Here is a 14,330-nt window from a genome sequence, read left to right as displayed (position 1 = left end):
TCAAGCCTTTTATGCTTCCCCCTTACACCAGTCTAAAACTTATAAAACTTTTCTCGTGGTTTAAAATAGAGAGGGAGGAAATAATTTTAAGGTAAGGAGAGATAGAATGAATAATATTATTAAAATAATAATTGCAAGTTTAATTGTGAATTATTCCTATACCACTTGGGCTGGTGAAGAGACTGAAAAGCTAAATGAATCTATGAAAGGTTTGAGTCTTGTAAGAGAGACCGAAAGCGCCGCTAGGCCAGAGCCGGTTATTAATCTTGCTATTGAAGAATATATAAAAGAGAACTTTGATCAACGCAGATTACTCCTGCCGTGTGGCCATAAACCGATTCAAGATCCTTATTATTCGACTGATATAAACGGTTCTCATGAAATTCATGAGCATAAAGGCTGGTATACGCTAGATATAGAGGCTGAGGTTGTACCTGATTATGTAGCAGATTTGAATTTGCCTACAACCCTAGACTATCTATTTCAGAACGATACTTGGGATATTATTTATTTGGAAAAAATAAGTTTTAGTCATTTAACGACTCATTTTTTCACCAAAGCTCGCCAGTCTTTAAGAGAAGGGGGCGTGTTAGTTTTCAGTCCCTGGTGGATAGAGAAGTTTACTCGGGCGGTTGTTGTGGATGATAAAAGAAACTCTTCAACGATTACTCTGTATATCGATACATTTTATCCAAGTGCTGCCTATTATCTAGCTAAAGAATCTTCACCTGAGCTATATTCCTACACTTCAGACCCTGAATTGGAGGCGACTGTCACTGACCTTACTCTTTTAGAACAGAAGCTAAAAACAACCTTTATGGATAAGTTTGGCTTCTCAGATGTCAGTTTATATACGGATACCATACTGGATGATAAGTGGATGACAGGAGTTACTAATAAAATAAACACTCAATATAAGGAAGAATTGAATTCAGCTACCGAGGCATATAAAAGCGCTTCACCCGACAAACAGCAAGAACTTATGTCCTCTATGATAACTCGGATAAATGAGATAATAGTCCAAGAAAGAGAAAAAGTGCTTACAACGAGTTGGGTATATAAGGGTGACACAGCTTCCCCAGGGGATACTACTCCGTTAGGCTATATTAATTACCCCTTTATATTAGATTCGTATGGCTTAGAGTTTAGAAGAATGCGTAAAGGCAATCTTTTCGCTATTGCCAAAAAGTAAAAATTTGACAGGTAAAGAGCTGAGAGAGAAATTTTTCTCCGCTACACTCTCTCAACTTTTTTCTGCAAAAGAGTATATAAAAATAAGACGAAGAGAGGATTTCTGAGAGAGGCGTATAAGGAGAGAATTAACTATAGCTTAACACATATTGCCGTGCCTTTTCTATGGCAACGGCATTTAAGCTATGCTGAAGCTGCTTGCGGTCCAACAAAGCCAAAACTGCCTCTGTGGCTACGTTTCCTTTAGCGTTTTCTCCGCCATAAGGGCAGCCGCCTAACCCGGTGATGGCACTATCAATGGTCATGACGCCTTCAGCAAGAGCGGCCTCAATATTCTCAACTGCTCGACCATAAGTATCGTGGCAGTGAATCGCAAGACGCTCTAAAGGAACACGCTCTTGAACAGCTTGAAGCATAGCCACCGTAGATTCAGGCGTTCCTTTGCCAATCGTATCACCCAGCGAGATCTCAGCACACCCCAATTGCCAGAGCCGTTCCGCTACAGTGGCGACCAAGGTAGGAGAAACCTTGCCACTGAAAGGACACTCAATCACACAGGAAACATAGCCGCGGACGCGAATATTGTGGTCTTTGGCTTGATGGAGGAGAGGGGTGAACCGTTCAAAACTTTCCTCAATTGAGCAATTAATATTTTTCTGATTAAACGCTTCTGAGGCGGCGGTAAATATGGAGATATCGCGCACATTATAAGTCAGAGCCGTATCCATGCCCTTTTGATTAGGCACCAGCACTGAATAACGGCAGTCAGGAGTTTTGTGAATTTTCTGGTAGACTGCCTCGGTATCAGCCATTTGCGGCACCCATTTCGGTGAAACAAAACTTCCTACTTCTATTTCCCCAAAGCCACACTGGCTCAACAGATCAATCATCTGGATCCGCTCGGCAATGCTCCATATTTTGTTCTCATTTTGCAGGCCATCACGGGGACCCACTTCAACAACCTTAATCTTGTTCTGCATAATTGTTATTCCTTAAGCTGCTATCAGGCGGACGAGTTCCGCACCGTCATCGACAAAGTCACCTGTTTTATAGAATACGTCTTCTACAATGCCATCAAAGGGTGCTCTGATCGTATGCTCCATTTTCATGGCTTCTAAAATCATAAGCGGGCACCCCGCCTCAACCTTTTCTCCCAGAGAAGCTAATACGGAAATGACTCTACCTGGCATGGGGGCATTTAATTTTTGGTCCTTACTGGCAGCATCATCCGCTCCATGATCCAGCTGGGGCAGAGTAGCATGGTAAACTTTCCCGTTGATGCTTAAAGTGATACTGTTAACATCTTGATCTAACATAAGGGCTGGCGGCAGATCTTCGTGAGATTCTAATATAGACTGCATCATCTCGTCCTGACAGTCAAATCGCAGCAGCTGCTGACCGCGGCTTAGATGACGCCAGCCATCAGCTGCATCCCAGGGAGAGCTCCCCTGACGAGAAAGTGTATTCAAAAGGGACTTTGCCAATACTTTCTTGGTGATGTCATCGGGCATAGTTGGCTTTAAAAGCTGTGCCATATGGTGATCGAGATAAGCGATATGAGGAAGTTTTTCGCAAACATCTGGGTTCTGCAACAGCTCAATTAAGAATTGGCGATTGGTTTTAACTCCTTTAATCTGTAATTTTGCTAAAGCTTTGACGGCTTTATGAAAAGCGGCGCGTCGGTTGTCAGCATGGACAATCAACTTTGCCAGTATGGGATCATAATAGATACTGACCTGATTTCCATTCTGATAACCGCTGTCGAGCCGCACACTTGTATCCGTATCTAAAGCAAGTTCTGTAATTTGACCAATAGAAGGTAAGAACCCTTGGTGCGGATCTTCAGCATAAAGGCGAACTTCAATGGCATGACCGCGCGGGCGAATTTGAGACTGTGATAAAGGCAAGGGCTGGCCTTCGGCAACGCGAATTTGCCACTCGACCAGATCGAGCCCGAGAATCATTTCCGTGGCAGGATGCTCTACTTGTAAGCGGGTATTCATCTCTAAGAAATAATAGTTACCTTCCGCATCCACTAAAAATTCTACGGTGCCAGCACCCACATAATTAACAGACGCGCTAATAGCTTGAGCATCTTGATGAAGTCCAGCCCGAGTAACCTCTGCCAAGCCAATCGCTGGGGCTTCTTCGACAATCTTCTGATGGCGGCGTTGCAGAGAGCAATCTCGCTCTGAAAGTGTTAGAACTGTACCGTGCTGGTCACCAAATACTTGGATTTCAATGTGGCGGGGATCGACGATGTATTTCTCTAACATCACATCAGCATTGCCAAACGCACTTTGGGCTTCCCGTTGGCAGCTGGCAAGAGCAGAGGTAAAATCGGCTTCAGAGTCTACACGACGCATGCCTTTCCCACCGCCACCATGGACAGCTTTAATAAGAATAGGAAAGCCAATTTGCTTGGCGTGCTTTAATAATACTTCTGTATCTTGATCCGCACCCATATAGCCTTTAATGGTGTTAATGCCAACTTTCTCAGCAATCATCTTTGCTTCACTTTTAGAGCCCATGGCGCGAATAGCAGCGGGTGAGGGGCCAATAAAAATAACGCCAATCTGATTTAAAGCTTCGGCAAAAGCAGCATTTTCAGAAAGGAAGCCGTAACCAGGATGAACCGCATCGACTTGATGTTCTTGGCAGATTTTGACGATTTTATTGATATCGAGATAAGTCTCTCTAGCTTCGCACCCCTCTAATGCAATAGCTTTAGTTGCAAGCTTAACAAAGGGCAAATCTTTATCCACATCCGAATAGATAGCAATTGTTTCAATTGCCAACTGATCGCAGGTGCGGATAATTCGGCAGGCAATCTCGCCGCGGTTAGCAACTAAAATACGCTTAATTTTTTTCATGAAGGTTATATCCAGCTAGGTTGTCGTTTTTCTAGAAAGGCCTTTAACCCTTCTTGACCATCAAGGGACGCACGGGCTTCAGCAATGGCGGCGGCTGTGATCTGATTTAATTCAGCACTAAGGGGGCTTGCTTCAACAGTGTGAAATAATTTCTTTGTGGCGGCTTGGGCGGCAGGGCTTCCTTGCATCAGATAGCTTGTAATTTGATCGACTAAGGCTCGGAGATCTGCTTCCATTACCTGATAGTGAATTAAGCCGTGCTGAAGAGCTTCTTGAGCAGTAATCACTTGAGCTGTTAGCGCATACCGCAGCGCTTGGCGCGCACCCATGGCGCGAACAAGATAGGGTGAAATAACGGCAGGAATAATTCCTAACCGAACTTCAGAGAGAGAAAATTTGGCATCTTGAGTGGCGATCGCAATATCGCAAGCGGCAACCAAGCCAACGCCGCCGCCATAAGCTCCTCCTTGAATGATCGCCATTGTTGGCTTGCTACAGCGATTTACTGTCGCAAATAAATGGCCAAGTTCGTGAGCATCCTCTAAATTCTGTTCATAGGTTTGGTGGGCAATCGCTTGCATGTGATTGAGATCCGCCCCAGCACAGAATATTTTTCCTTGGCCGGTAACCTTGATCATGCGAACTTTAGGATCAATCTCGCAGTGTTTAATGGCATGCGTTAATTCTTTAATCAGCAGTGGACTTAATGCATTTCGTGCCTCTGGCCGATTTAAGCTTATCTCAGCGCAACCACTATCATCAAGCTGGAATAAAATAGCAGAATATTGATCCATTTTTGATAATTTCTGATTAAGTTACCTTGGTAAAATTTATCTTATTTTCTTTGTAAAGTCGAGATGCCAAATCAGTCGCTAAGCTGGAGGAGCATAGTTAGAATACATGAGGTTTATAGGATCTGATGAATATAAAGTGATAATTGCCTCATCTTCAATAAATAAAAAATAAAGCATCCCTTATTAACCAAAAAATATCCAATTGCTAGATTAACATTAAAGTAATAGTTGTGATTAAACTTTTAGAAGGGGAAATGGATGCTTAAGAAATTAAAAGGCATATTTGTGCTTGCTGCCGTGGCTTATAGCTGCGCTATAAATGCGGCTGAAGACGAACTCCAGGTCATTACGCTTGAAAAACCGAAAGCTGTTATCATGGGCGAAGTGAGTGAGAATAAAATACGGCTAAATGTTCTCGCTAATCCTGCCTCGGAGCCCACTTTTGGAGTATTGCAATATGGTCCCCTAGAGGAAGAATGGGAAGACACTATTGTTTTTCCTTTACCTCGTTCACAGCATTTTTCAGAGGCTGTCGATATTAAAGACTTAATTCCAGGCTGCCAATATGAATACCGTATCGGTACTTTTCATATTCCTGATAATTCTTTGCTATCGCGTATAACTTTCGCGTGGGAAGAAGAAGAGGATGGAAAGCCTAAGTATGACCATGCGCTTTTCCAAGCTTATGAGAATATGGTTGGCAAAAGGGATGTCGCTTTTCTGTTTGGCTCTTGTCAATACGATGGACCGCTATTAGATAAACTCGAAAAGTCACCCCTGGGTCTACTGAATTTGTTAATGAAAAGCAAATGTTTAAGAAAGATAGGCTTTTTCTCGAAGCTTTCTAAACTTCCTGGTTTTAAGAAAAAGCTTACTGATACAAAGCTTGGGATTTTAGTGGAGATGCTCGTATTAGCTGAAAAAGAGGGGGAGTTTTTCCGCACTGACGATAGTGAGATCTTTAAAACTGTTGAAAAATTTAGTAGTTGCAATAATATTGCCCTGCGTGGCTTTATCGATATGGGTGATACTTATTACCGTGACTGGTTGAATAAGTACGCCGGCGCCAAAGGAACAGAGGAGATCTATGAGCTTTTATGTGATGCTCTGACTGCTGAAGGACGATATGAGTTCCAGAAAACTATGCCGACTTATGTACAAATAGATGACCATGCTGTTAAGGATAATTTTACTAAGAAGGATTTAGAGGGTGAAAATTATAATTCCCTCACGAACGCCTGTTGGACCTTGGCCGATATCCTTCAGCGTCAAATGAGTACTTATGATCCTATTAGCGGGCATATCGGCTACCGTTGGACTGAAACGCGATTATGGGGGCTTCCTGTTTTTATCGGTGATTTTCGTTCTGAAATGATGCCAGGAGTTGAGAAAATTTCCAAAGCTCAAATGGCGGCTCTCAAGAACTTTCTTTTAATGTGGGGGGATCATCCGAAAGTGATTGTCAGTCAGGTTCCTATTGGACCGGATGATAAAAGTGGCGACGGGTCAGATAAGTGGGGCGATGAGGGCTATCAGTCAAGTAGAAATGACATTTTGAACACCTTATATACTCATAAAATTAAGAATACTTTCTGGTTAGGTGGCGATATTCACAGTGGCCTGTTTGCTGATATTGTGCACACCAAAAAGGAAAAGCCTGAGGCCCAAGATAAACTATGGAAATTCCCACGCATAACTGACGCAAAAGAGAGCGACGTGAATATGAAGAGAGTCCTGCTCGCTCAAGCAGTGGCGTCCCCCTTCAACTGGCCAATTCAGTTCGAATCAATGATCTTGGATCCTTATAAACCTTTAGGAACAAGTGATAAGGGAAGCTTTTGTATTGTTAACCAGTCTAGCTTAGTTAAACAAAATCATGCCGGCATATTTAAGCTGAGCGCTACAGGAGATACTGTAGAGATTACGCTGCTGGGAAATAACCCGGATAATAAAGCCGGTGAAGTAGCTTTAAGGAAGATCTATCATCTTGCACCTTACCAACATTAAACCCATAAAATGCCGGCATATCAACCGGCATTCATGTTATCCTATAATAACTGTTTGAGTGATAGCTAATGAGCTTCATCCCAATTATTTCCAATTCCAACACCAATCACTAGCGGCACGCGCAGATAAGTGATGTTTTCCATTAACGCTTTCAAATGGTGTGTTGTCACTTCTAGCTCTGCTTGAGGAACCTCAAAGACTAATTCATCGTGTACCTGCAGCAACATACGCCCTGATAAGTTATTATCCTTTAAACATTGAGGAATGCGGTGCATGGCCATTTTAATGATGTCGGCATTGGTCCCTTGAAGAGGGGCATTGATGGCTTGCCGTTCAGCAAACTGCCGCATGATCGCATTCTTATCTTGAATTCCCAAGGTGTAGCATTTACGGCCAAATAAGGTTTTAACATAGCCATGTTGGCGAGCAAAATCTTTCTGATACTCCATATAGGCTTGGATACCGGGATACTTATCAAAGTAATGGTTGATATAATGAGCCGCTTCCGACTGGGGAATATCTAATTGTTGTGATAGGCCATAAGCGCTAATTCCATAAATAATCCCGAAGTTGATGGCCTTGGCTTTGCGACGAATATCGGCTGTGACTTGATCTAAGGGAATCCCAAACATTTCTGACGCGGTTGAGGCATGAATATCTAGACCTTGCTGAAAAGCCTGAGTCAGTTGAGGTACCTCTGCCATGTGGCAAAGCAGGCGCAATTCAATTTGCGAATAATCCAAAGATAGCATTTTCCAGCCTTCAGCGGGAATAAATGCTTGACGGATCTGGCGGCCTTTTGCCGTTTTGATAGGAATATTTTGCAGGTTTGGATCGGAGGAAGATAAACGCCCTGTCGAAGTTAACGCCATAGAGTAAGAGGTGTGGATTCGTTGGGTCTTTTTATTAATGCTGTTCAATAAACCGTCAGCATAGGTGGATTTTAATTTGGCAAGTTCGCGCCATTCAAGGACAACTTTTGGCAATTCATGGCCTGAAGCTGCTAGCTTTTCTAAAACATCAGCATCCGTCACATAGCTGCCGGTTTTAGTCTTTTTGGGAGCTGGCAGCTTAAGCTCATCAAATAAAACTTCTCCCAGTTGTTTTGGGGATCCAATATTGAAGGCTCGTCCAGCGAGTTCATAAATGCGGCGTTCTAAGTGCTGCATTTCATCGCCGAACTCTCGACCTAGTTTGAACAGTAATTGTTGATCAACGCGAATGCCTGTCAATTCCATTTCGGCGATAATAGGGATGAGGGGGCGCTCAATGCGTTCATATACAGTGAGCATTTTCTCTTGCGCTAAGCGCGGATACAAGTGCTCATATAATTGTAATGTAATATCTGCATCTTCAGCGGCATAGGAAGTTGCTAATCCAATATCCACTTGATCAAAGGTTTTTTGATTGCGCCCCGTTCCGACCACATCAGTATATTTGATGGTCGTATGGTTTAAGTGGCGCTCAGCTAATTCATCCATGCCATGGCCATTGCGACTGCCATCCAACACGTAAGAAATTAACATGGTATCAGTTATAGGGAAAACCTTGACCCCATATTTATGGAGAACACCGAGATCGTATTTAATATTCTGTCCTATTTTAAGAACAGACGGATCTGTAAGAAGCGGCTGCAAAATTTCAAAGGCTGTTTTTTCATCTAATTGTTGGGTCGCTTCTTGGTGGTTAATGGGGATATAGTATCCCTGTCCACTGGTATGAGCCAAGGACACGCCCACAATCTTAGCTTCCATAATATCAAGAGAAGTTGTCTCGGTATCGAACGCAATATACGGTTTTTGTAAGCATTCTTCAACCAGGGCAATTAATTCTTCTTTCGTGCGAATCGTTATATAGGCGGAATTGCTCGACTTTTTCTCTGTTCCGGCGTGTTTATCAACGCGAGAAATCAAGCTCGTAAAGCCCTGGAAACGCATAAAATCTTTGAGTTGAGTGATATTGGGAGCTTGTGGAACCATCGTACTGATTTCAGCAGGTAAGGGCGCCGCGTCGCATAAAGTCACCAGACGCTTAGAAATGCGCGCATTATCGGCATGATCAACTAAACTTTGCCGCCGTTTTGGTTGCTTAATCTCTTGGGCACGTTCAAGTAAAGCTTCAACGGAACCGAAGCTGTTGATCAATTCTGCTGCTGTCTTTATACCGATTCCAGGCACCCCCGGAATATTATCTGTGGCGTCTCCGGCTAAGGCTTGCACATCGATAACTTTGTTAGGAAAGACGCCAAACTTCTCGAAAACTTCCTGTTCGGCAATTCTTTTATTTTTAATAGGGTCCAGCATAGTGACCCCATCGCGTACCAGCTGCATTAAATCTTTATCTGAGGAAATAATGACCACTTCCATGCCTTGTTGCTGAGCTGCTTTAGCGTAACTTGCGATAAGATCGTCGGCTTCATAACCTTCTAGTTCTACGGAAGGGACATTAAATGCTCCACAAGCTTCACGAATGATGCTGAATTGTGGGATCAAGTCTTCAGGTACATCGGGGCGATGTGCTTTATAGTCCGGATAAATTTCTTGGCGAAAGGTTTCTCGGGCCGCATCAAAGATAACTGCTAGATAACTGTTATCATATTGGGCTTGTTCGATATGCCGCATCAACATGGTACAAAAGCCATAAACTGCCCCCACATGGGTACCATCGGAACGACGTAAAGGAGGTAAAGCATGATAGGCGCGGAAGATAAACCCCGAGCCATCAATTAAAATAAGCTTTTTAGTCATTATGTCGCTCCTTACCTCCAAATGTTAGGTTTAGTTTTAGCATTTTAAGAGGAAGGAGTCGAGAATACAGATTTAATTATCGCCAATATACTTGTCGAAGTGATTGCAAGCATCTTTTATTTCTATCAGCGAGGAGCGAACATCTATCTTTGAACGTTTACAGGCATTGGCGTTAAGATGAAGCTTCTGCGCATTGATTGCCTGGGCAGTCTCTACTTCAGTTAAATTAAGCAGGAGCTTCTCCAGGAGCTTCTCTAGTTCAACTTGATAAGAAACAGCCATTGAAGTTGTAAGACAGTTGCCTCTTCTCAGACGTTCCATCAGCGTTCTTACCTCTCCAGTATTAAATGACGGATAAACGAAGCAAAGCTGATTGTCCCAATTGCTTAGAATACTTTCTAAGAGCTGGAAAGCTGTATCTCGGACAGGTGTAAGTTCCTTTGAGACAACCATTCTCCCAAAGTCTCCTAAAGTATCTGAGCTGGCTTTAATAGCCAGAACCTTTGTCCTTTCTAGCCCCGAGATTGAAACCTTTAACTTTCCGACAAAGTCCTTTAAATCTAAATCTCTTCTAATGAGACTCTCAGCTTCTAGCTGGATGGAATCCAATTCTTGCAACCTGCCATGCATTCTAGCGACGCTAGTATTGAGCTGAGTAACACAGCCTTCAATAACGGGGTCGTGGGTAAGGGGGGCGGTCCGATAATCTTCAGCTTGAGCAGTGCTTATAAACTGGCTTACGACAAGGGTGGTTATAAGAAGTCGATACATTACTCTTTTACTCTCCATATTAATGTTGTCCATAATCAGAATAACAACGGCTGAGTAATGAGCAGAATGAATATTTATAAATTAAAAAATAGTTAAAATAGAATTTATTAATGAGCTCATTTTATTAATTGTTTTTCTGATAGAATGAAAAGCTTTGTTTATTCTAAAACCTGGAACTGTTAAAGGCGCATCATATTAATTGGGGGGATAAATGGTATGAGGATGAAAAGGGGAGAGCAGCGCTCCCCCCTCTTTATTTATTGAGCACTAGACTTGAGCTTTATAATCATTTTATTAATCTGATAAGATAGCATTTTAGATATTTTAAGTTGATCGTAATTGTTGACCAACAAATTCATAACTTCTTGAGTAGTTATGCTGGCCTCAGTGCGGTTTTTATAGTGCATCTTTGCCAAATACAAGGCACTGCTCAACTTTAATTCCTGCAGTCCTGAAGGGAGAAGTGATTGCGTTGCCGCAATTTCTTTAAAGATTTGGCAGGCTTCTGCATCAGTGATGCGGTTGGTGAGGTGTAAAAGCCTCATATATCCTTGATAAAGTTTGCCATAGAACTCATAAAAAGGCGGCAGGAGTGAGGCATTGCTAAATTGTCGAAAGATATTAAATACTTGATCAGATTTTAAGTCCCCTTTAAATCCTGTACAAAACATCTGGCCCTTACGGAAGTTAGCTAAAATCCGCGTCGCCTCAGTTAATTCTTGATCGGTGCTACAGGTATTAAAGTGATTAAATATTATGGTTGGATGTTGATCAATTTTCTCTTTATCTTTCGCTAGATAAGCCCGAAATTCCACATAGGCGGTCTCAAATCCTAAAGGTGTCATATGCGGAACATTTTCAAGAGATGTCGTGACCACACAATTTGCAGTATCGGCAGGGAAAAACAATTTTGTAAATGAACTACCAAATTCATTTAAAGGATAGCGTTGGGGAGTGGGTATGGTCTCAGATGATTGTGATGGCTGAGTAGTGATAGAGAGTGGTCTTGGAGTACCCATTGCAGAGGTGGAAGGCGATGTTGCTGCTTCAGTTCTTGCGTTCATTTCCCTTGTCAAAATTGGTCGGGGTGCATGTGAGGGAGTTGGTGCTGCCCCAGTTCTTGCGTTCATTTCCCCTGGCCGGGTTGGTCGTGGTGAATGTGAAGGAACTGGCGCGGGAGACTGTGAGGGCTGACGCGAACCGGAACAGGCGTTAAGAAAAAATGCAAATGGTAAACTAAGAGGACTCCTTAATCTTTGTTTTTGGTTAACTTTTTCAAGATATTCTTTCGCTCTGTATCTTGCCTGAGGAGTAAGGTACGCATTAGTACTACATGATTTCAAAATATGCATAAGAATTTCAGCTGTACAGTTTGGAAGGATTTGTATCCGGTGATAATGTAAAGCATGGATAAGGAAATACAAGCTAGCAAAAGTCTCACGCTTTCCCTTGTTATCTCTGAAAGCTCTCTTAAAGCTTTCCCACATCCCAGGGTTAAAATTAGATAGATCTTTTATGTGACCTTGAGTCAAGAAGTAGATATAATTTCCTTGCCGCATCAAATTTAATGCTTCTCCTTGAGGAGGTTCCAAGCCACATTCTTTGATAAGAGACATTACCAAAGCAAAGTTAGGATTTTCACTGTGTACTTGAGGCGCGTCTGTCGGCTGAATCATCTCTAAAGCTGAGCTAGAAGGAAGTAGAGTCTCCGTTAAATCACTGGTATCACTGCTGTCCGTTTCAATCCTAATCGGAACAGACGGTAGCGTAGTTGCGGAGGTACTGGAAGTTTGGGAAAAGTCCGACACATGTTCTGCTAGACTTGCCAAAATCCCAGCTTTCGTTTCTTTCTCTACGTCTTCTTCGCTTAATCGGGATCTTTTTAGTGGGGGTTGCTTGGGCAGGTCATCATCTTTCTCCATAGCAAAGAGTGAAGTACTACCAAGGGCAAAACTTAGGAGATAAGCTTTTAATTTCACTAATTTTTTTAGAGAAGTCATCAATATATCCTCGCGTGTTTTTATTTATCTTACCGACGGGGGTAATTTTGTTATAAAGAAAGATTTTACCCATATTTATAGGGAATCAAAGTAGAAATCTCTAGTAAAAAAATGAATGGATTTTCCTAAAATCAGAACACAACAAAATGGGTAGGCAAGATTAAACCTTTAAGGATTATCGTTAAAAAAATTTAGAGCTGGGGGCTCAAAATAAACTTTTTAGCAAGAATTATAATATAAAAATAATGACATAGGATCGCTAGATCTCTGCCTAAAACCTAGCTATTAATAAGGTTTCTCAATAATTATATTTTTATGTGTAAAAAGTGTAACTTTATTTGAGTATGTTAACGAAATATCAACTATCTTCCGGGTAAGCTCTAGATATCAAATACTGTAGACAGGATGTCGATGTAATGGATCAAGAGGATGAACAAATTGGCCGCGGCTTTTTGACCGGCAAGCTATTAATAGCTATGCCCTTTCAGGAAGACCCCCGCTTTTCACAATCAGTCATTTATATTTGTGGCCATGATGATACAGGGGCTATGGGTATAATGGTGAACAAGCCTTTGCTTACCGTTGATTTCTCTGACTTACTGGAGCAATTGGGGATTGAGTTCTCTAAAAAAATGGTACCCAATATTCCCGTCTTTTATGGCGGCCCCGTCGAAATTGGCCGAGGATTTGTCCTGCATACTCTTGAGTATGGTTCAGACTCCACAGTTGGGATTAGCGGCAACTTTGCTCTGACGGCCACTTTAGATGTTTTGCGAGCGCTGGCAAATAACCACGGTCCTGCTCACACGGTTGTAGCCTTAGGGTATGTAGGATGGGGCGCCGGTCAGCTTGAACAAGAAATCAATAGCAATGGTTGGCTCATAATTGATGCCACAATTGACCTGGTGTTTCAGCAAGATTACCAAGAATTGTGGCGCTCAGCCATGCTATCCATTGGGATAGAGCCCAATAGTATAGCCATAGAATTTGGTCATGCTTAATTAGGCAAGATTATAGCTCTATCTCAAAGATGATAGGCTCACCATCATCACAATTTTTGCCTTGGTTTATATAGCGGTTTATACGCTTAGATGTATTCTTCTCAGATTTAAGCTTCTTCTGCTCTTCACCATCAAAATAAATAAAATTTAATTTCTTATTGGTAAAGAGGGTCAGTTTTTGCGCTATCTCAACTTGCTTTTCAATAAAAGAGAGTGTTTTAGCCTCAGTATTATTCTTAAGAATAAAATAGAGGCTGGTAAAATTTGGTGCTGGATGAACGAGAAAGGGAAGGACTACCCAAGCATCATAGAGCCCTGAACGATGCGGCTGAGAAGCCACAAAAGCAACTCTCCCAGTTTTAGAAAGATGAAGGTCTGATCCATATTTTGGAGAAGTAATATTTTTTTCTCTCAGTTCTCCATAGGCTTCTAATTCTTCCGCGAGGTGGTGTTGACGGATTTGCTCTAAAACCTCTTCGGGATTTTCGGTAAAACTTGAAGCAAAGTAAGCAACATTTGCTCTTTGTAGTTTTTCAGTCAGCTTAGATATATCTTGTTGATGGTCTATCAGAATATCAGTATCAAATATTATGGCTGGCTTATTACGAGCAGTCTTCTGACTACAGATATAATTTATTGAGCCCTCTAAGTTTAATGCATGGATTCGCTCATATTCTAATTTACCATTCGGAGTCGTAGCTTCATGAACTATGGGACGACTTCCCAATTCAGAAAGGGTAAATACTTGATCTTGCGCAATTGCGAATGATGTTAAACTTAAAGATAAAAACGGAAGAGTGAAAAAATATTGAAGTTTCACCAGTACTGCTCCTCAAACATGGTGTTATCAGTAATATGAATTATTTCTTGGCCCTCACGTATTTGGGCGAAAGAATTCTCCTACTTGAAAAAGATCTAGTAGTGCTCTATGAGCACTACTAGATAA

At 42.0% G+C, this 14,330-nt stretch carries 10 protein-coding genes; 3 read left to right on the top strand and 7 right to left on the bottom strand.

Features of this window, described 5'->3' with window-relative positions:
- Positions 1 to 106: 106 nt before the first annotated feature.
- On the top strand, positions 107 to 1,192 hold the full coding sequence (locus tag HMO_RS0101805) for a hypothetical protein (protein WP_010297957.1): 1,086 nt from the start codon (positions 107 to 109) through the stop codon (positions 1,190 to 1,192).
- Positions 1,193 to 1,319: 127 nt separating this feature from the next.
- Here the strand turns inward: HMO_RS0101805 and HMO_RS13440 are convergent, their stop codons facing one another.
- Genes HMO_RS13440 through HMO_RS0101790 form a run of 3 tightly spaced genes read right to left on the bottom strand, consistent with a single transcriptional unit; the run spans position 1,320 to position 4,858 of the window.
- Positions 1,320 to 2,171, bottom strand: a complete 852-nt coding sequence (locus HMO_RS13440) for a hydroxymethylglutaryl-CoA lyase (RefSeq protein WP_010297954.1) — start codon at positions 2,169 to 2,171, stop codon at positions 1,320 to 1,322.
- A 12-nt stretch (positions 2,172 to 2,183) separates the two neighbouring features.
- Positions 2,184 to 4,064 carry an acetyl/propionyl/methylcrotonyl-CoA carboxylase subunit alpha gene (locus HMO_RS0101795; protein WP_010297951.1) on the bottom strand — a complete coding sequence of 627 codons (1,881 nt, stop codon included), beginning with the start codon at positions 4,062 to 4,064 and terminating at the stop codon, positions 2,184 to 2,186.
- Positions 4,065 to 4,069: 5 nt separating this feature from the next.
- The gene (locus HMO_RS0101790) at positions 4,070 to 4,858 is read right to left on the bottom strand and encodes an enoyl-CoA hydratase-related protein (protein WP_010297948.1); all 789 of its coding nucleotides are present in this window, start codon (positions 4,856 to 4,858) and stop codon (positions 4,070 to 4,072) included.
- A gap of 258 nt (positions 4,859 to 5,116) precedes the next feature.
- Here HMO_RS0101790 and HMO_RS0101785 point away from each other — a divergent pair, with 258 nt between their 5' ends.
- Positions 5,117 to 6,865 (top strand): alkaline phosphatase D family protein, encoded by a 1,749-nt coding sequence (locus HMO_RS0101785; RefSeq protein ID WP_010297946.1) that lies wholly within the window; start codon positions 5,117 to 5,119, stop codon positions 6,863 to 6,865.
- Between the two features lie 65 nt (positions 6,866 to 6,930).
- Here HMO_RS0101785 and polA read toward each other — a convergent pair whose 3' ends face one another.
- From polA to HMO_RS0101770, 3 genes are all read right to left on the bottom strand, one after another.
- A complete protein-coding gene (gene polA / locus HMO_RS0101780) occupies positions 6,931 to 9,612 on the bottom strand; it encodes a DNA polymerase I (protein ID WP_010297943.1) in 2,682 nt (893 codons plus the stop codon).
- Between the two features lie 72 nt (positions 9,613 to 9,684).
- Positions 9,685 to 10,383: a hypothetical protein gene (locus HMO_RS0101775; protein ID WP_010297940.1), complete on the bottom strand. Its 699-nt coding sequence runs from the start codon at positions 10,381 to 10,383 to the stop codon at positions 9,685 to 9,687.
- A 257-nt stretch (positions 10,384 to 10,640) separates the two neighbouring features.
- Complete coding sequence (locus HMO_RS0101770) at positions 10,641 to 12,383, bottom strand: hypothetical protein (protein WP_029448165.1); 1,743 nt, start codon at positions 12,381 to 12,383, stop codon at positions 10,641 to 10,643.
- Between the two features lie 416 nt (positions 12,384 to 12,799).
- On the opposite strand from HMO_RS0101770, the gene HMO_RS0101765 reads away from it, so the two are divergent.
- Complete coding sequence (locus tag HMO_RS0101765; protein ID WP_010297935.1) at positions 12,800 to 13,384, top strand: YqgE/AlgH family protein; 585 nt, start codon at positions 12,800 to 12,802, stop codon at positions 13,382 to 13,384.
- 10 nt (positions 13,385 to 13,394) lie between these two features.
- Here the strand turns inward: HMO_RS0101765 and HMO_RS0101760 are convergent, their stop codons facing one another.
- Entirely contained in the window at positions 13,395 to 14,204 is an 810-nt protein-coding gene (locus HMO_RS0101760; protein WP_010297933.1) for a hypothetical protein, read from the bottom strand.
- Between the last annotated feature and the right edge of the window lie 126 nt (positions 14,205 to 14,330).

It is taken from the genome of Candidatus Odyssella thessalonicensis L13 (genome assembly GCF_000190415.1).
Lineage (GTDB): Bacteria > Pseudomonadota > Alphaproteobacteria > Paracaedibacterales > Paracaedibacteraceae > Paracaedibacter > Paracaedibacter thessalonicensis.
This window is presented reverse-complemented; position numbering and strand designations above follow the sequence as displayed.

Coding starts and splice junctions, on each gene's coding strand:
- HMO_RS0101795 (WP_010297951.1), bottom strand. CDS start 4,064: ATGAAAAAAATTAAGCGTATTTTAGTTGCTAACCGCGGCGAGATTGCC.
- HMO_RS0101790 (WP_010297948.1), bottom strand. CDS start 4,858: ATGGATCAATATTCTGCTATTTTATTCCAGCTTGATGATAGTGGTTGC.
- HMO_RS0101770 (WP_029448165.1), bottom strand. CDS start 12,383: ATGACTTCTCTAAAAAAATTAGTGAAATTAAAAGCTTATCTCCTAAGT.
- HMO_RS13440 (WP_010297954.1), bottom strand. CDS start 2,171: ATGCAGAACAAGATTAAGGTTGTTGAAGTGGGTCCCCGTGATGGCCTG.
- HMO_RS0101765 (WP_010297935.1), top strand. CDS start 12,800: ATGGATCAAGAGGATGAACAAATTGGCCGCGGCTTTTTGACCGGCAAG.
- HMO_RS0101805 (WP_010297957.1), top strand. CDS start 107: ATGAATAATATTATTAAAATAATAATTGCAAGTTTAATTGTGAATTAT.
- polA (WP_010297943.1), bottom strand. CDS start 9,612: ATGACTAAAAAGCTTATTTTAATTGATGGCTCGGGGTTTATCTTCCGC.
- HMO_RS0101775 (WP_010297940.1), bottom strand. CDS start 10,383: ATGTATCGACTTCTTATAACCACCCTTGTCGTAAGCCAGTTTATAAGC.
- HMO_RS0101785 (WP_010297946.1), top strand. CDS start 5,117: ATGCTTAAGAAATTAAAAGGCATATTTGTGCTTGCTGCCGTGGCTTAT.